Origin of the sequence: Burkholderia sp. Bp9031, assembly GCF_003857965.1 — a bacterium.
In the GTDB taxonomy this organism is placed as follows: Bacteria; Pseudomonadota; Gammaproteobacteria; order Burkholderiales; family Burkholderiaceae; genus Burkholderia; species Burkholderia ambifaria_A.
The window spans coordinates 1-16,054 of sequence record NZ_QTPW01000029.1 but is presented as its reverse complement, the minus strand read 5'-3'; the positions used below and the strand labels follow the sequence as shown (position 1 = coordinate 16,054).

General features: G+C 70.4%; 15 protein-coding genes. 13 read left to right on the top strand and 2 right to left on the bottom strand.

All coding sequences use genetic code 11. From position 1 onward, the window contains the following. Window positions 1–34 precede the first annotated feature (34 nt). Entirely contained in the window at window positions 35–1,195 is a 1,161-nt protein-coding gene (locus DIE15_RS28600; RefSeq protein ID WP_124834896.1) for an NAD-dependent formate dehydrogenase, read from the bottom strand. Between the two features lie 240 nt (window positions 1,196–1,435). On the opposite strand from DIE15_RS28600, the gene DIE15_RS28595 reads away from it, so the two are divergent. From DIE15_RS28595 to DIE15_RS28585, 3 genes are all read left to right on the top strand, one after another. Further along, window positions 1,436–2,971 carry an FAD-dependent oxidoreductase gene (locus DIE15_RS28595; protein ID WP_124834895.1) on the top strand — a complete coding sequence of 512 codons (1,536 nt, stop codon included), beginning with the start codon at window positions 1,436–1,438 and terminating at the stop codon, window positions 2,969–2,971. Between the two features lie 91 nt (window positions 2,972–3,062). Continuing rightward, complete coding sequence (locus tag DIE15_RS28590; protein ID WP_124834894.1) at window positions 3,063–3,701, top strand: MarC family protein; 639 nt, start codon at window positions 3,063–3,065, stop codon at window positions 3,699–3,701. Between the two features lie 167 nt (window positions 3,702–3,868). After that, on the top strand, window positions 3,869–4,192 hold the full coding sequence (locus DIE15_RS28585; RefSeq protein WP_221624182.1) for a four-helix bundle copper-binding protein: 324 nt from the start codon (window positions 3,869–3,871) through the stop codon (window positions 4,190–4,192). A 4-nt stretch (window positions 4,193–4,196) separates the two neighbouring features. Here DIE15_RS28585 and DIE15_RS28580 read toward each other — a convergent pair whose 3' ends face one another. Beyond that, on the bottom strand, window positions 4,197–5,786 hold the full coding sequence (locus DIE15_RS28580; protein ID WP_124834892.1) for an ATP-binding protein: 1,590 nt from the start codon (window positions 5,784–5,786) through the stop codon (window positions 4,197–4,199). Window positions 5,787–6,101: 315 nt separating this feature from the next. On the opposite strand from DIE15_RS28580, the gene DIE15_RS28575 reads away from it, so the two are divergent. From DIE15_RS28575 to DIE15_RS28530, 10 genes are all read left to right on the top strand, one after another. Beyond that, window positions 6,102–6,467: a chemotaxis protein gene (locus tag DIE15_RS28575; protein ID WP_124834891.1), complete on the top strand. Its 366-nt coding sequence runs from the start codon at window positions 6,102–6,104 to the stop codon at window positions 6,465–6,467. A gap of 303 nt (window positions 6,468–6,770) precedes the next feature. Next, window positions 6,771–7,640: a BON domain-containing protein gene (locus DIE15_RS28570; RefSeq protein WP_124834890.1), complete on the top strand. Its 870-nt coding sequence runs from the start codon at window positions 6,771–6,773 to the stop codon at window positions 7,638–7,640. A 231-nt stretch (window positions 7,641–7,871) separates the two neighbouring features. Continuing rightward, complete coding sequence (locus DIE15_RS28565; RefSeq protein WP_260428367.1) at window positions 7,872–8,399, top strand: hypothetical protein; 528 nt, start codon at window positions 7,872–7,874, stop codon at window positions 8,397–8,399. 186 nt (window positions 8,400–8,585) lie between these two features. Next, a complete protein-coding gene (locus DIE15_RS28560) occupies window positions 8,586–9,338 on the top strand; it encodes an SDR family oxidoreductase (RefSeq protein WP_124834889.1) in 753 nt (250 codons plus the stop codon). Beyond that, window positions 9,329–9,940, top strand: a complete 612-nt coding sequence (locus DIE15_RS28555) for an HAD-IIIA family hydrolase (RefSeq protein WP_124834888.1) — start codon at window positions 9,329–9,331, stop codon at window positions 9,938–9,940. Before DIE15_RS28560 ends, DIE15_RS28555 begins: the two co-directional genes overlap by 10 nt. After that, window positions 9,937–11,139, top strand: a complete 1,203-nt coding sequence (locus DIE15_RS28550) for a glycosyltransferase family 9 protein (RefSeq protein WP_124834887.1) — start codon at window positions 9,937–9,939, stop codon at window positions 11,137–11,139. Before DIE15_RS28555 ends, DIE15_RS28550 begins: the two co-directional genes overlap by 4 nt. 3 nt (window positions 11,140–11,142) lie before the next feature. Continuing rightward, window positions 11,143–12,894, top strand: coding sequence for a carbamoyltransferase C-terminal domain-containing protein (locus DIE15_RS28545; protein WP_124834886.1), 1,752 nt, complete (start codon window positions 11,143–11,145; stop codon window positions 12,892–12,894). Then, window positions 12,891–13,892 carry a glycosyltransferase family 2 protein gene (locus tag DIE15_RS28540; RefSeq protein ID WP_124834885.1) on the top strand — a complete coding sequence of 334 codons (1,002 nt, stop codon included), beginning with the start codon at window positions 12,891–12,893 and terminating at the stop codon, window positions 13,890–13,892. The genes DIE15_RS28545 and DIE15_RS28540 overlap by 4 nt, the downstream gene beginning before the upstream one ends. After that, window positions 13,889–14,965, top strand: a complete 1,077-nt coding sequence (locus DIE15_RS28535; RefSeq protein ID WP_124834884.1) for a glycosyltransferase family 9 protein — start codon at window positions 13,889–13,891, stop codon at window positions 14,963–14,965. Before DIE15_RS28540 ends, DIE15_RS28535 begins: the two co-directional genes overlap by 4 nt. Next, window positions 14,955–15,905, top strand: coding sequence for a glycosyltransferase family 4 protein (locus DIE15_RS28530; RefSeq protein ID WP_124834883.1), 951 nt, complete (start codon window positions 14,955–14,957; stop codon window positions 15,903–15,905). The genes DIE15_RS28535 and DIE15_RS28530 overlap by 11 nt, the downstream gene beginning before the upstream one ends. Window positions 15,906–16,054 lie beyond the last annotated feature (149 nt).

The window sequence follows — 16,054 nt, the reverse complement described above, 5'->3', positions numbered from 1 at the left end:
GGCGCGGCGGTGCATCGCGTGCCGTCTCGTCAGGTCACGTGAGCCGATAGGATTGCTTGCCCGTCCCGGCAAGCGTCCCGCCGTCGACGATCAGGTATTCGTTGCGGATCGGCGTCCCGTCGAACCAGCTCTGCAGGATCTCCAGCGTGCCGGCCGCATAGCGCGCCTGCGCGGACAGCGACGTGCCGGAGATGTGCGGCGTCATCCCGTTGAACGGCATCGTGCGCCACGGATGGTCGGCGGGCGCCGGCTGCGGAAACCAGACATCGCCGCCGTAGCCGGCGAGATGCCCGGACGCGACGGCGCGCACCACCGCGTCGCGCTCGACCAGCTTCGCGCGCGCGGTGTTGATCAGGTACGCGCCGCGCTTCATCCGCGCGAGCATCGCCGCGTCGAACAGGTGCTCGGTCGACGGGTAGAGCGGGATCTGCAGGTTGACGATATCGACCGCGCCCGCGAGCGACGCGGCATCGGCGTGCCAGGTCAGCCCGAGTTCCTGCTCGATCGCGGCGTCGAGCCGGTGCCGCTGCGTGTAGTGCAGGTGCAGGCCGAACGGCTTCAGCCGGCGCAGCACCGCGAGGCCGATCCGCCCCGCGCCGACCGTGCCGAAATGCATGCCTTCGACGTCGTAGCTGCGCGACACGCAGTCGGCGATGTTCCAGCCGCCTTGCTGCGCGATCGCATGAGACGGCAGGTAGTTGCGCACCAGCGCGAGCGTCGTCATCACGACGTGTTCGGCCACGCTGACGCTGTTCGAGCCCGTGACTTCGGCCACCGTGATGTGCGCGCGGGCCGCCGCGTCGAGATCGACGTGATCGGAGCCGATGCCGGCCGTCAGCGCGAGCTTGAGCCTGGGCGCCATCGCGATCCGCTCGGCCGTCAGGTAGGCCGGCCAGAACGGCTGCGAAATCACCACGTCCGCTTCGGGCAGCCGGCGCTCGAATTCGCAGTCGCGGCCGTCCTTGTCGCTGGTCACGATCAACGTATGGCCGTGCGCTTCCAGATAGCCGCGCAAACCGAGCGCGCCCGATACCGAACCGACGAGTTCGCCGGGCCGGAAGCCGGGCGGGCCGGCCGGCGTCGGCGCAGTCTGGCCGTCGGCGTACCGCGTGATGACCGGAATCGTGTCGCGCACGTAATGCGGCGGATAGCCGTCGACCGGGTCGGGATAGAGCACGCACAGGACGGTGGCCATCGGGTCGCTCCTCGTGACGGGATGAAGGCAGGTGCGGCATGTGGATTGCTCGGCGCGGCAGACAGCCGCACATGCGCATCCGGTGTGTTGCGCCGCAACGTGGATGACGTTCTACGCCGGTCGTGGATCGCATACAAGCCACAGTCCGTGTTTGCGTGCGCTGCGGGGTCGTCTGTACCTGTTCTTTTCAGGAAGGACGCCGATAATGGGATCGTTACCCACCCCCCCGGGAGCCACGCCATGTCCGGAAGCGCCGCATCGTCTTCACATCCCGATCTCGCGCAAGGCATCGCGCTCGACGACATCGCCGACGGCGCGATGATCGAGGGCCGGGTCGGCGACGCCACGGTGCTGCTCGTGCGCCGCGCCGACGAACTGTTCGCCGTGGGCGCGCAATGCCCGCACTACGGCGCGCCGCTGGCCGACGGGTTGCTCGTCGGCGACACGATTCGCTGCCCGTGGCATCACGCGGCGTTCTGTTTGCGTACCGGAGAACTGCTGCGCGCGCCGGCACTCGACGGCCTGACGTGCTGGCGCGTCGAGCGTCGCGACGGCCGCGCGGTCGTGCTCGATGCACGGCCCGCCGCAGCGCCGCCCGTCCTGAACGCGGCCGGGCTGCCCGAATCGGTGGTGATCGTCGGCGGCGGCGCGGCTGCGATCGCGGCGGCCGTGACGCTGCGACAGGAAGGCTATCCGCACACGATCACGCTGCTGAGTGCGGACAGCGAGCCGCCGTACGACCGGCCGAACCTGTCGAAGGATTATCTGGCCGGCACGGCCGAAGCCGACTGGCTGCCGCTGCGCGGGGCGTCGTTTTATACCGACCAGCGCATCGACGTGCGCTGCGGTACGCGCGTTGCGCGGATCGACCCCTCGCAGCACGCGGTCGAACTCGCGGACGGCAGCCGCGTCGGCTACGGCGCGCTGCTGCTCGCGACCGGCGCCGAGCCGAACCGGCTGACCGTGCCGGGCGCCGATCTGCCGCACGTGTGCGTGCTGCGCTCGCGCGCCGATTGCGATGCGCTGATCGGCAAGCTGAAGACGGCGCAGCGCTGCGTCGTGGTCGGTGCGAGCTTCATCGGCCTCGAAGCGGCTGCCGCGTTGCGCACGCGCGGGCTCGTCGTGCAGGTGGTCGCGCCCGATGCGCATCCGATGGCGCGCGTGCTCGGCGAAGCGCTCGGCGACACGATCCGCGCGCTGCACGAGTCGCACGGCGTGACGTTCCATCTCGGCGCGACGCTGGCGCAGATCGCGCCGGACTGCGTGACGCTGTCGAGCGGCGATGCGCTGCCGGCCGACGTCGTGGTGGTCGGCATCGGCGTGCATCCGAACGTCGCGCTCGCGCAGGAGGCGGGCCTGGCCGTCGATCGCGGCGTGACGGTCGACCGGTTCCTGCAGACGAGCGCACCCGATATCTATGCGGCCGGTGACATCGCGCGCTGGCCCGATCCGTTGACGGGCGAACGTATTCGCGTCGAGCACTGGGTCGTCGCGGAGCGGCAGGGCATCGCGGCGGCGCGCAACATGCTCGGCCAGCAGCGGCCGTTCGACGCGGTGCCGTTCTTCTGGAGCCAGCACTACGACCTGACGGTCCGCTATGTGGGACATGCGGAGCAATGGGACCGCGTCGAGATCGACGGCGATCTGCGCGCGCATGACGGTTCGGTGACGTACTGGCGCGGCAACGCGCGGCTCGCGGTCGCGACGATCGGCCGCGATCTCGACTGCCTGCGGGCGGAAGCGGCGCTGGAGCAGCAGGGCGCGCCGCACGTGTGATGGCGGGATGGCCCGCAGACGTGCCGCGCCATCGCGCGGCGCGCGCACCGAAACCGGCATTCGATACGCGTTGCACCAGCGGAGCCCGCCTGTGAACCTCGACTTCAGTTTCTCCATCAAGGTGTTCGCGGCACTGTTCGCGATCATGAACCCGATCGCGAACATTCCGGTCTTCCTGTCGCTGACCGAAGGCGCGGCCGACACCGTGCGCCGCAAGGTCGCGCTGACGGCCGCGATCGGCGTGACGATCGGCTGCATCGTGTCGGCCGTCGCGGGCGGCGCGATCCTGCGCGCGTTCGGCCTCACGATCGACGATTTCCGGCTCGCGGGCGGGCTGCTCGTGCTCCTGATCGCGCTGTCGATGCTGCACGGCGCGCCAAGCCGCCAGCATTCGCCGGGCGACGACGAGGGGGCCGATCCGGCGGCGGCAGACAGCATCGCGATCTATCCGCTGACGATCCCGCTGCTGGTCGGTCCCGGCACGATCGCGACGATGATCGTGCTCGGCCACACCGCGTTCTCGAGCGGCCAGACGCTCGCGTTCGCGCTCGGGCTCGTCGCGTTCCTGGTGCTGCTGAGCGCGGCGCTTTTCGCCGCGCCGTTCATCGGCCGCTACCTGTCGCCGCGCGTGACGGCCGTCACGCAGCGCCTGATGGGGATGATTCTTGCCGCAATCGCGATGCAGATGATCGTCGCGAGCCTGAAGGCCGCGTTCGGTTTGACGCATTGAACGCAGCGCAGCCGCCGATTTCCTGATTGCTTGTGCGCGCCCTCCGGGTGCGCGCCTTGCTCGATCGATGCGTATCGCGCGTTCGACGTGCGCGAGCCGGGCTGGATGAAAGTGAAGCCGCCGCCATGACGAGTCGAACCGGAACGAGGAGCGATGCGATGAACGAGATGAGCGCTTGCTACGACAACTGCATGGCCGCGTGCGACGCGTGCGCGCATGCCTGCGATGCATGTATGGCCGGATGCCTGGCCGAGTCCGACGCGCACAAACTGGCCGACTGCATCGCGCTCGACATCGAATGCGCGCAGCTGTGCCGCTTCGCGTCGGGCGCGATGGCGCGCGGCGGCGTGCTCGCGCCGCGCGTGTGCGCGTTGTGCGCACACGCGTGCGACCTGTGCGCGGCCGAATGCGCGCGGCATGCGCACGAGCATTGCCGCCGCTGCGCGCTGGCATGCGAAAGCTGCGCGGCGATGTGCCGCGCGATGGCCTGAGCGCTCAGCGCGTGCCCTGAACCTTCCGCGCGACGCGCTGCAGCAGCGCGTCGAGCACCGCCATCTCGACGGGCTTCACGAGGTGATCGTCGAAGCCCTCGCTCGCGGTGCGTGCAAGATCGTCCGGGCGCGCATGGCCGGACAGCGCGGCGCAGGTCATGCCGGCCAGTGCGTCGATCGCGCGCAGTTCGCGCAGCAGCGCGAAGCCGTCGACGTCGGGCATCGACAGGTCGATGAGCATCAGGTGCGGAACGGTGTCGCGGGCGAGCGCGAGCGCGTCGTCCGCGTTGTATGCAACGCGCGGCGCGTGGCCCTTGACCTGCAGCAGGACGGCGAGCGTGTCGGCGGAGTCGCGGTTGTCGTCGACGACGACGATGCGAAGCGGCGCACCGGCCGGCTGTTCGGTTGCGCGCGGCGCGGGCGCGTCGACGGGCGCTGAGCGCGCTGCGTGCTCGACCGGCAGCCGCACCGTGAACGTCGCGCCGTGGCCGGGGCCGTCGCTTTCGGCGGCAATCATCCCGCCGTGCAGCTCGACGAACGACCGGCAGATCGCGAGGCCGAGCCCGAAGCCGTCCGACGGGTGGCGCCCCGGCACGCCTTCCTGTTCGAACAGGTCGAAGATCGATTCGAGCGAGCCCGGCGCGATACCGACGCCGTGATCGGTCACGTGGATCGCGGCGACCGAGCCTTCGACGCGCGCGCCGACGTCGATGCGGCCGCCGTGCGGCGAGAATTTCGATGCGTTGTCGAGCAGGTTGTGCAGCACCTGCACGAGCCGCGCGGCGTCGCCGCGCACCACCAGCGGATCGCCCGGCAGGTCGACGCGGATATGCTGCTCGCGCGCGGCCAGCTTCGGCTGGATGCTTTCCACGCCGCGGCAGACGAGGTCGCGCACCGTCATCGGCGCGTCGTCGAGTTCGACCTTGCCGGCCGTGATGCGCCCGACGTCGAGCAGGTCGTCGACGAGTCGCGTCAGTTGCGTGACCTGGCGGTGCACGGCATCGCGGCACAGCGCGAGCGCAGGCGCCGGATCGGGCAGGCTCTGCAGCACGCCGACCGAGTGCCGCAGCGGCGCGAGATGGTTGCGCAGCTCGTGCGCGAGCATCGCGATGAATACGCTGAGCCGGTGCGTCGACACTTCGAGTTCCGCGAGCCGCTTGCGTTCGGTCATGTCGCGCGTGATCTTGATGAAGCCCGCCAGCCGGCCCGCGTGATCGTGCACGGCCGTGATCGTCACGCTGGCCCAGAACAGCGAACCGTCCTTGCGCACGCGCCAGCCTTCATCCTCGAAGCGACCGTTCGCGACGGCTTCGTCGAGCCCGAACGCCGGCCGGCCGGCCGCGATCGCGTCGGGCGGATAGAAGCGCGAGAAATGGTGGCCGACGATCTCGGTGGGGCGATAGCCCTTGATGCGCTCCGCGCCCGCGTTCCACGTCGCGACGTTGCCGTGCGGGTCGAGCATGAACACCGCGTAGTCGGTGATCGCCCCGACGACGGTCTCGAAGCGGAACTCCGCGAAGCGGTGCAGCAAATCGCGCGCATCGGCAGGGCCGAGCGGCGGGGGAGGAGCGGAAATGACGTCGTGTTTCTTCATCGGAACGGCAAGTCGGATGCGAGCGCGCAAACCGCGCCCTGCCACAGCCGGGCGGACCGGCGGCAGCAACTCGAATCGGATTGGCACCCCGAAAGCATAGGGGAACTCAATTCGCCTGATCAACGGGTGCGCATCGCGTGTGCCGCCCGGCGCTCGCGGCAGGAATCGCGGCAGGAAATCGGCCGGCGGCGGCTCGCGCAATAGCGGCGCGGCATGCCGCTTGCATCGCTATCGAGTCCGCACGCCGTGGCGGGCCGGGCGCGACAGCCGGCCCGGCAGCGGCGGGGCGCTCCACGGCTACACGAGGGCATCGCCATGAACAGCACACTGAACCCCGACAACGAACCGGCCGGCCCGGACGACGACAACGCACGGCGCGGCCGCGACGGCCGCGCGCTGGGGCCGAGCGATTCGTCCGACAGCGGCAGCGACACGGCCGGCGCGCGCCGTCATGTGTTCGACGTCGATTCGCCGCTCGACGAGCACGCGCTGGAGCGCGGCGACGCGGCGCTCGACAGCGATACCGACCGCGCGGGTACCGGCGAGCGCGCGTCCGCGGACGGCGATGCGGGGCTGGAGGACGGCGCCGACATCGAGCCGGATCGCACGGAGCGGCTGAGCGAGCCCGGCAGCACGGACGATCCTGACGCGCCGGAGGAACCGGGCGCGGGCGGCGCATAGGGTCGCGATAGGGCGCCTTGCCGCGCAAAAACTGCAATCGCGTTGCAGATAGGGACGCCCGGGTAGGGACGCCCGGTTAACGACACCCGATTAGCGGCGCCGGGCCGAGGGCGCCCGACAGAAGATTGCCAAGGAGAAGGGCACGAACGGCGCAATTCGACGAGCGGCTCGCCATCGCCTGCTCGCATCGCTGTGTCGATCCCGGCCGCGAACGCGGCACGCGATTTGCAACGATCCGACCGACGCGCGCCGCGACGCGGCATGGGGCCGTGCGCGGCACTGGCGCGCGCAAGGAGAGACACGATGCAACGACGATATCCCGGACGGCAAGCCGAACGGAGCGGCCCGCCCGACTGGCAGGAACGCAGCGAACGCGCGTACCGGGGTGCCGGCGAGCGCGACTTCCGCGACGACGGACCGCAGCGGCACGACGCCGACTACGAATCCGCGTACCGGCGCTTCGCGAGCGAGGACGTCGGCCCGGAAGACTGGGGCAGCGAATGGAGCGAACGCTCGGCGCGCCCGGCGGCCGAGCGGCGTCGCGGCGACACCGGTGCCGACTGGCACGACGCGCCGGGCGGTGCGCGCGATCCCGCGTGGGAAGCCGAACGCGGCTACGGCGGCGGGCGCCGTGCGGAAGGCGGCGAGGGCCGTGAAGGCCGCTATGGTGGCGACCAGCCGGGGTTCCGCGGTCATCACCGGATGGGCTGGTACGGCGGCGAGCGCGATTACGACCCACGCGACCCACGCCGTGCCGATGCGCCGGACCTGTCGCGTTTCGGCAGCGATGCGCAACGCGAGGCCATGCGTCACCGCCGCGGCCCGAAAGGTTATACACGCTCGGACGAGCGGATTCGCGAGGACGTCTGCGAGCAGCTCACGTATGCGCTCGACATCGATGTGAGCGACGTCAGCGTGCAGGTGCGCGACGGCCGCGTCGAACTCGAGGGCACCGTGCCGTCGCGCTGGATGAAGCACGACATCGAGGACATCGCCGACGGCTGCATGTGCGTGCGCGACGTCGAAAACCGCGTGCGCGTGCGTCGCGATGGCGAACACGACACGGGCATGGTGCTGCATCCGTCCCAACGCACCGTCACGCCGACGCAGCCTGCTGCGCGTGATCCCGAACCGGGCGGCGGCGCGGGCCGCGATCGCGAACCGCACCATTGACGGCGCGATGCGCGGGACGACCGGGCCGCGGATACGAGCGCCACGTGAGCGTGCCCGAGGCGGAACCGAACCCGCGCGCGGTCGACAGCCTGCTCGACGTCAATACCGCAAGTACTTCGACTTCGCGACTTCGCGCGCGACGACGTCGAGCGCAGCCGACCTGACCAAGCCCGCGATAGCGGCCGACCCGATCGCTGCGCTGCGCGCTCGCGTTTTCCTCTGGAGAAATCCATGGCGAATCTTCCGAACCGGACGACACCCGGCGTGCTGACCGAGCGTCGCGGCGGTAGCGCGTTCGCCGATCGCCAGGCCGCGGTCGCGGCCGTCGAGCTGCTGCTGCCGACGTTGTCGGCTGCGCTGCAGAGCGACTTCGTCGGCGACAGCGGCTGCCTGCACATCGTGATCATGGATCCGGCACTCGGACCCCGCGACGCGGCGTTCGAGGACGCGATCCTGTACGAGTTCTCGCTACCCGACCCGAAGGACTGGGATGCCGACTATCGCGCGTACGCACGCGCGAAGGCGCGGCTGTCGTGGGAAACCGGCCGCGACTGCCATGTCGTGCAGGCGCTGGAGCCGTACCGGCTGCGCGCGGGCGACACGAACCTGTGGGGTGGCGTCGCACAGCACGGGATCGTGGTCGGCGTGTCGGGCGCGCAGCCGTGGTTCGACGAGGCGTTCGCGGGCTGCATTGCGCACTGCCTGCGCGCGCTCGCGAAGCACCGCGCGCAGGCGACGCCGGACGGGCTCGCGATCTGAGCGCGGCCGGCCGGGCAGGTTTTTACAGCAGGTTATAAAAAAGCCAGCGCGCGCGCGCCGCGGCCCGACATGGCGCGGGCGTGTGCAGACGGGCACGGTTCTCGCTGGATCTCCTGTATCGACGCTTGTCGCGACAGGCGTCACGACCATGATTCTTACGATTCTTCGGCCGCTGACAGGAGGTGCATGTTGAACGCGACCCACGATCCCGCCCGCCCGCCGCTCGCGGGCCGCACCGCGCTCGTCACGGGCGGCGGCCGCGGCCTCGGCGAAGCCATCTGCGAGGAGCTGGCGCAACACGGCGCGCACGTGATCGTCGCCGATCTCGACGGCGATCGCGCGGCGGCTGTTGCGCAACGCCTCGAGCGGCATGGCGGCCAGGCGATCGGTCGGCCGCTCGACGTGCGCGACGAGGCGTCAGTGCTGCAGGTCGTGCACGACGCGCGCGAGGCACTCGGCGATCTCGATGTGATCGTCAACAACGCGGCGATCGACGTGACCGCGCCGATCGACGACGTGAGCGTCGCCGCGTGGCAGCAGGTGCTGATGACCAACCTGTTCGGCCCGTACCTGATGTGCCATGCCGCCGTGCCGATGATGAAGGCGCGCGGCAGCGGCCACATCGTCAACATCGCGTCGACCGCATCGAAGCGCGCGTGGCCGAATGCGTCCGCGTATCACGCGACGAAGTGGGGGCTGCTCGGCCTGTCGCATGCGCTGCACGCGGAGCTGCGGCCGGCCGGCGTAAGCGTGTCGGCGATCGTCGCGGGCGGGATGCGCACGCCGTTCCTGCTCGACCGCTTCCCCGACATCGACGAGGACACGCTGCAGCCGCCCGAACACGTTGCGGCCGCCGTGCGCTTCGTGCTGACGCAGCCGCCGGGCACCGTCGTGCCGGAGCTGATGGTGCTGCCGATGAAGGAGACGTCATGGCCCTGACGCGCGCACGACGGTTGCCGGGCGCGGTGCTGCTCGACAAGGACGGCACGCTGCTCGAGAACATCCCGTACAACGTCGATCCCGCGAGGATGCAGCTCGCACCGGGCGCCGCGCGCGCGCTGCGCACGCTCGGCGCGACGGGCATGCCGCTCGCGGTCGTGTCGAACCAGCCAGGCGTCGCGCTCGGCCGCTTTACCGAACACGAGCTTGGCGCGGTCCGCCGGCGTCTCGCCGAACTGTTCGAAGCAAACGGCGCGACGCTGGCGGACTTTTTTTACTGCCCGCATCACCCCGCGGGCAGCGTGCCGCGCTACAGCTGCGACTGCCTCTGCCGCAAGCCGCGCCCGGGGATGGTGCGCCGCGCGATCGCGACGCTCGGCGCCGTGGCCGAATGGAGCTGGATGATTGGCGACATCCTCGATGACGTCGAAGCCGGCCGCGCCGCGCACTGCAGCACGATCCTCGTCGATTGCGGCAACGAGACCGAATGGCGGCTCGATGCCGCGCGCACGCCGCACCATGTGGTCGACCGCGTCGATCTCGCAGCCGACATCGTCGTGCGCGAGACCGTGCGCCGTCACGGCTTGTGGGGGCGGCGATGAGCGCCGCCTGGGATCGTGCGCGCCGCATCCTGTGCGTGCGGCTCGACAGCCTCGGCGACGTGCTGATGACGACGCCCGCGCTGCGCGCGCTGAAGGAGAGCGGGAACGGCCGGCGGATCACGCTGTTGACGTCGCGCACCGGCGCGGCGCTGACGAAACATCTGCCGATGGTCGACGACGTATGGACGTATGACGCGCCGTGGGTCAAGCATCCGGACATGCGCGGCGATCCGGTCGTCGATCTCGACATGATCGACCAACTGCTGGCCGGCCGCTTCGACGCCGCCGTGATCTTCACCGTCTACAGTCAGAGCCCGCTGCCGGCCGCGATGATGTGCTGGCTCGCGGGCATTCCGCTGCGGCTCGCGCATTGCCGCGAGAATCCGTATGAACTATTGACCGACCGCGTCGCGGAGACCGAGCCGGAATCGCACGTGCGCCACGAGGTCGCGCGCCAGCTTGCGCTGGTGCGCTCGGTCGGCGCGAAGACGTCCGACTGGCGAATGGCGTTCGAGCCCGGCGATGCGGCGCGGCGCGCGCTGCACGCTCGGCTGCGCGCCGCGTTGCAGCGAGTCGGCGGCCCGCGGCGGCCGCGGCGGGCGCGCCCACGCTGGCTGGTCGTGCATCCGGGCGCGAGCGCATTGTCGCGGCGCTGGCCGGCCGAACGCTTCGGCGCTGCCGCCGCGCGACTCGCGCCGCTGTTCGACGGCATCGCGGTGACGGGCAGCGCCGACGAGCGTGCGCTCGTCGAGGCCGTGTGCGAACGCGCGGGTCCGCGCGCGGTGCCGTTCGCCGGCGCGCTGCCGCTTGGCGAACTCGGTGCGCTGATCGAGACGGCCGACCTGCTGCTGTCGAACAACAGCGGCCCCGTGCATCTCGCGGCCGCACTCGGCACGCCGGTGGTCGACCTGTACGCACTGACCAACCCGCAGCACACGCCTTGGCGCGTGCCGCACCGCGCGCTGAACGTCGATGTGCCGTGCCGCAACTGCTATCGCAGCGTGTGCAACCAGCCGGGCCATCCGTGCCTGCTCGGCGTGAGCGTGGACGACGTCGTCACGGCGACGCACGCGCTGCTGCGCGGCAGCGAGCGCCATGCGCGGCGTGCGGCCGCGCGGGCCGCTGCGTCCGGCGACGAGCCGATCGCGGCGAACGCATCGAACGTGATTCCCTTCGCGCATGTCACGACGAGGAGCTGACACATGCCCGGACCCATCTACACGCTCGGCATCAACGCCGCGTTTCACGACAGTGCCGCGTGCCTCGTGCGCGACGGCGTCGTGATCGCGGCGGCCGAGGACGAACGCTTCACGCACGTGAAGCATGCGAAGCGACCGGTGCCGTTCTCGACGTGGGAGCTGCCGTATCACGCGATCGACTACTGTCTCGCGGAAGCGGGCATCGTGCTCGCGGACGTCGACCATGTCGCGTATTCGTATGATCCGTGGCTCGAACTCGATCGTCGCGGCAACACGCCCGAGCTGACGCTGCCGCTTGCGCCGTCCGCGCACGCGCCGCACGCCGACGGCGACGGCGCGTCCCCGTGGCATCCGCTGTTCCTGTCGTCGATCGTGAACGCGCCGCGCCAGCTCGCGGGCGGCGCGCCGCACCACCTGCAGCAGCGCTTTCGCGGCGTCGCGCACGACGGGCCGTTCCGCTGGCACTTCATCGAGCACCATCTCGCGCACGAGGCCAGCGCGTTCCTCGCGGCGCCGTATGATCGCTGCGCGGTGATGACGATGGACGGACGCGGCGAGCGCGCGACGACGAGCTACGGCGTGTTCGACGGCCAGTCGTACCGGCGGCTCGGCCAGGTCAACATGCCGCATTCGCTCGGCCTGCTGTACGAGCACGTGACGCGCTATCTCGGCTTCCTGCACTCGTCGGACGAATACAAGGTGATGGCGCTCGCGTCGTACGGCAAGCCGGTGCTCGCCGACGAGATGCGCAAGCTGGTGCGCTACAACGGCGCGGGCCGCTACGAAGTCGCCGACTGCGACCTGGCCGCGCGGTTCGGCGCGCCGCGCGAACGCGGCGGCCCGATCGAGCCGCATCATTGCGACATCGCGCACGCGCTGCAGCTGGTGCTCGAGGAAACCACGCTGCAGGCGGTCGACTGGCTCGCCGCCGAGAGCGGCGAGAAGCAGCTCGCGATGGCGGGCGGCGTCGCGCTGAACTGCGTGATGAACGCGAAGATCCGCGATCGCGGCCCGTTCGACGACGTCTGGGTGCAGCCGGCCGCCGGCGACGCCGGCACCGCGCTCGGTGCAGCGCTATGGACCGACTTCCGGATGCGCGGGATGCGCGGCGACTGGCGGATGGATCACGCGTATCTCGGGCCGTCGTACAGCGACGACGCGATCGAGGCGTTCCTGAAGGAAGCGCAGCTGCCGTACCGGCGGCTGGCCGACGTCGCCGCGCAGACGGCCGCGCTGCTTGTGGCGAACCGCGTGATCGGCTGGTTCCAGGGCCGCATGGAATTCGGGCCGCGCGCGCTCGGCGCGCGTTCGATCCTCGCGTCGCCGACCGATCCGGACATGCAGCGCAAGCTGAACCGGATCAAGGATCGCGAGGACTTCCGGCCGGTCGCGCCGGTCGTGCTCGAAAGCCGTGCACATCACTGGTTCAACGGCGGCCGGCGCACGCCGCTGCGCGCGCCGTTCATGCTGTTCGTGTACGACGTCGCGCCGGGTGCCGAAGCGACGATTCCGGCGGTGCGCCACATCGATGGCACCGCGCGCGTGCAGACCGTCGACGAAGCGCAGCATCCGCTGCTGCATGCGTTGCTGTCCGAGTTCGACGCGCTGACCGGCGTGCCGGTGCTCGTCAACACGTCGTTCAACACGCGCGGCGAGCCGATCGTCTGTTCGCCGCGCGACGCGCTCGAATGCTTCTGGACGTCGCCGCTCGACGCACTCGTGATCGGTTCGTTCCTGCTGGAGAAACCGAGATGAACATGCGCGATACGCAACTGCCGCCGGTCGTGTCGGTCGTCGTGCCGACCTACCGGCGCCCCGATCTGCTCGAACGCTGCCTCGACGCACTGTGCGGGCAGGTGTTCGATCCGACCACCTACGAGATCGTCGTCGTCGACGACGATCCGGCCGGTAGCGCGTGGCCCGTCGTCGACGGGTGCCGTGAGCGCGTGGCCGACGTGCCGGTGATCCGCTACATGACCGCGCCCGATACGCAGGGGCCGGCCGGCGCGCGTAACATCGGCTGGCGCAGCGCGCGCGGCGCGCTGATCGCGTTCACCGACGACGACACGATTCCCGATCCGACCTGGCTGCGCCACGGTGCGGCCGCGCTGCTGGCCGAACCGTCGGCGGTGGCGGCGGCGGGGCGCATCGACGTGCCGCTGCGGCCGCATCCGACCGACTATGAGCGCGACGTGGCCGGCCTCGCGCATGCGGAGTTCGCGACCGCGAACTGCTTCGTGCGACGCACGGCGCTCGAGCGCGTCGGCGGGTTCGACGAACGCTTCACGCGCGCATGGCGCGAGGATGCCGACCTGATGTTCGCGCTGCGCGAGCATGCGGGGCCGATCGTCGGCGTCGATGCCGCGCGGATCGTGCATCCGGTGCGTCCCGCGCACTGGGGCGCGAGCATCGGACAGCAGTCGAAGGTGTTCTTCGATGCGCTGCTGTACAAGAAGCATCGCGCGACCTACCGGCGTCACATCCGGCCGATGCCGCCGTGGAACTACTACGCGGCCGTGCTGTTCGCGCTCGGCGCGATCGGTTGTTTCGCGGCCGGCTGGCGCGCGCCGGGCATTGCGTGCGCGGCGGCCTGGGCCGTGATCACCGCTGCGTTCTGCTCGAAGCGGTTGCGCGGCACGCGGCTCACGCCGTCGCATGTCGCCGAGATGATCGTCACGTCGATCGCGATTCCGCCCGTGTCGCTGTACTGGCGCATGCGCGGCGCACTTCACTTCCGGGTGTTCTTCCTATGATGCTCGACTCTGCCTCGTCGTCCGGTCCGATGCGCATCGCGGTATTTCGCGCGCTGCAGCTCGGCGACATGCTGTGCGCGGTGCCGGCGCTGCGTGCGCTGCGGCGCGGCGAACCGCGTGCACGCATCACGCTGATCGGGTTGCCGTGGGCGCGCGAGTTCGCGTCGCGCTTCTCCGACTACATCGACAATTTCATCGCGTTTCCCGGTGCGCCGGGCCTCGGCGAACAGCCGGAAGCCGAGCCGGCTGCGCGCGAGCGGTTCGTCGCGGAATGCCGCGCACGCGATTTCGATCTCGCGATCCAGCTGCACGGCAATGGTGTGCAGACCAATGCGATCGTCGCGTCGCTCGGCGCGACGCGTACCGCCGGATTCATGCCGCCCGACGGCGGCACGACCGCGCTCGACTGTTCGGTCATCTGGCGCGACGGCGAACCGGAGGTCACGCACTGCCTGTCGCTGACGCGCAAGCTCGGCTATGCGGACTGGGGCGACTATCTGGAATTCCCGCTCGGCGGCCTCGACTACGCGCTGTGGCATGTGCTGTGCGACGAGCATGCGCTCGATCCGGGCCGCTACGTGATCGTCCACCCTGGCGCGCGGATGGCGTCGCGGCGCTGGCCGGTCGAGCGCTTCGCGAGCGCCGCGCGGCAACTCGCGGACGACGGCTGGCAGATCGTGCTGACAGGCACGCGCGCGGAACTCGCGCTGGCTGCCGCATTCGTCGAGCATTTCGCGCGGCCGTGCGTGAACCTGTGCGGGCGCACGCCGCTCGGCGCGCTGGCCGCGCTGATCGGCCGCGCACGGCTCCTGTTGTGCAACGACACGGGCGTGTCGCACGTCGCGGCGGCGTTCGGTACGCCGAGCGTCGTCGTCGCATGCGGCAGCGACACGGCCCGCTGGGCGCCGCTCGACGCCGAACGCCATCGCGTGCTCGCGAACTACCCGGCCTGCCGGCCGTGCATGTTCGACACCTGCCCGTACGGACACGAGTGCGCGATCGCGATCGGCGTCGACGACGTGATGGAGCGGGCAGGCGAACTGCTCGCGGAGGAGAGACGTCATGTCACGTAAGCGGTTGCGCGTGCTCACCTGGCACGTGCATGGCAACTATCTGTATTACCTGTCGCAGGCGCCGCACGATTTCTACATCGTGACGAAGCCGCAGCATCCGCCTGGCTACGCGGGGCGCGTCGGGCACCTGCCGTGGGGCGACAACGTGTACGAGGTGAGCGCCGAATGCGTGCGCGACACCGAGTTCGACTGCGTGCTGTATCAACATCACAGTCACTACGCGCACGACCGGATGCGCCTCCTGAGCGACGCGCAGCGCGCGCTGCCGACGCTGTTCGTCGAACACGATCCGCCGCGCGAGCATCCGACCGACACGCTGCATCCGGTGCAGGACCCGAACGTGTTGCTGGTGCACGTGACGCCGTTCAACGCGCTGATGTGGGACAACGGCATCACGCCGACGCGCGTGATCGAGCACGGCGTGCTGCTGCCCGATGGCGTCGAGTATCGCGGCACGCTGCCGAAGGGCGTGACGGTCGTGAACAACCTCGCGCGACGCGGACGGCGTCTCGGCGCGGACCTGTTCGAGGTCGTGCGTCACAGCGTGCCGCTCGACCTGATCGGAATGGGCTCGACCGAACTCGGCGGCATCGGCGAAGTGCCGAATCCGGCACTGCCGCAGTTCCTGTCGCACTACCGGTTCTTCTTCAATCCGATCCGCTACACGAGCCTCGGGCTCGCGGTGATCGAGGCGATGACGATCGGGTTGCCGATCGTTGCGCTCGCAACTACGGAGATGGCGCAACTCGTGAGGAGTGGCTACAACGGTGTCGCCGATACGCGGCCGGCCGCGCTGATCGACGCGATGCGCATGCTGATCCGCGATCCGGAACTCGCGCGCGAGTGGGGCGCGGCGGCGAAGCGCGACGCGTGCGAGCGGTTCGGGATCGAGCGGTTCGTGCTCGATTGGGACAACGCGTTGCGCGACGTCGCGTCCTAGCAGGCGCGGCCTTTGGACGGCCCGCTTACGCGGGGGGGGGGGGGGGGGGGGGGGGGGTGGGGGGGGGGGGGGCACCGGGGGCCCCCCCGGGGGCGCCCCCCCCGCGCCCCGGGGTGGGTGGGGGTGGGTTTAGCAGGCAAAACCGGTTT

Coding starts and splice junctions, on each gene's coding strand:
- DIE15_RS28535 (WP_124834884.1), top strand. CDS start 13,889: ATGATGCTCGACTCTGCCTCGTCGTCCGGTCCGATGCGCATCGCGGTA.
- DIE15_RS28565 (WP_260428367.1), top strand. CDS start 7,872: ATGGCGAATCTTCCGAACCGGACGACACCCGGCGTGCTGACCGAGCGT.
- DIE15_RS28530 (WP_124834883.1), top strand. CDS start 14,955: ATGTCACGTAAGCGGTTGCGCGTGCTCACCTGGCACGTGCATGGCAAC.
- DIE15_RS28540 (WP_124834885.1), top strand. CDS start 12,891: ATGAACATGCGCGATACGCAACTGCCGCCGGTCGTGTCGGTCGTCGTG.
- DIE15_RS28595 (WP_124834895.1), top strand. CDS start 1,436: ATGTCCGGAAGCGCCGCATCGTCTTCACATCCCGATCTCGCGCAAGGC.
- DIE15_RS28555 (WP_124834888.1), top strand. CDS start 9,329: ATGGCCCTGACGCGCGCACGACGGTTGCCGGGCGCGGTGCTGCTCGAC.
- DIE15_RS28580 (WP_124834892.1), bottom strand. CDS start 5,786: ATGAAGAAACACGACGTCATTTCCGCTCCTCCCCCGCCGCTCGGCCCT.
- DIE15_RS28575 (WP_124834891.1), top strand. CDS start 6,102: ATGAACAGCACACTGAACCCCGACAACGAACCGGCCGGCCCGGACGAC.
- DIE15_RS28560 (WP_124834889.1), top strand. CDS start 8,586: ATGTTGAACGCGACCCACGATCCCGCCCGCCCGCCGCTCGCGGGCCGC.
- DIE15_RS28570 (WP_124834890.1), top strand. CDS start 6,771: ATGCAACGACGATATCCCGGACGGCAAGCCGAACGGAGCGGCCCGCCC.
- DIE15_RS28545 (WP_124834886.1), top strand. CDS start 11,143: ATGCCCGGACCCATCTACACGCTCGGCATCAACGCCGCGTTTCACGAC.
- DIE15_RS28585 (WP_221624182.1), top strand. CDS start 3,869: ATGAGCGCTTGCTACGACAACTGCATGGCCGCGTGCGACGCGTGCGCG.
- DIE15_RS28600 (WP_124834896.1), bottom strand. CDS start 1,195: ATGGCCACCGTCCTGTGCGTGCTCTATCCCGACCCGGTCGACGGCTAT.
- DIE15_RS28550 (WP_124834887.1), top strand. CDS start 9,937: ATGAGCGCCGCCTGGGATCGTGCGCGCCGCATCCTGTGCGTGCGGCTC.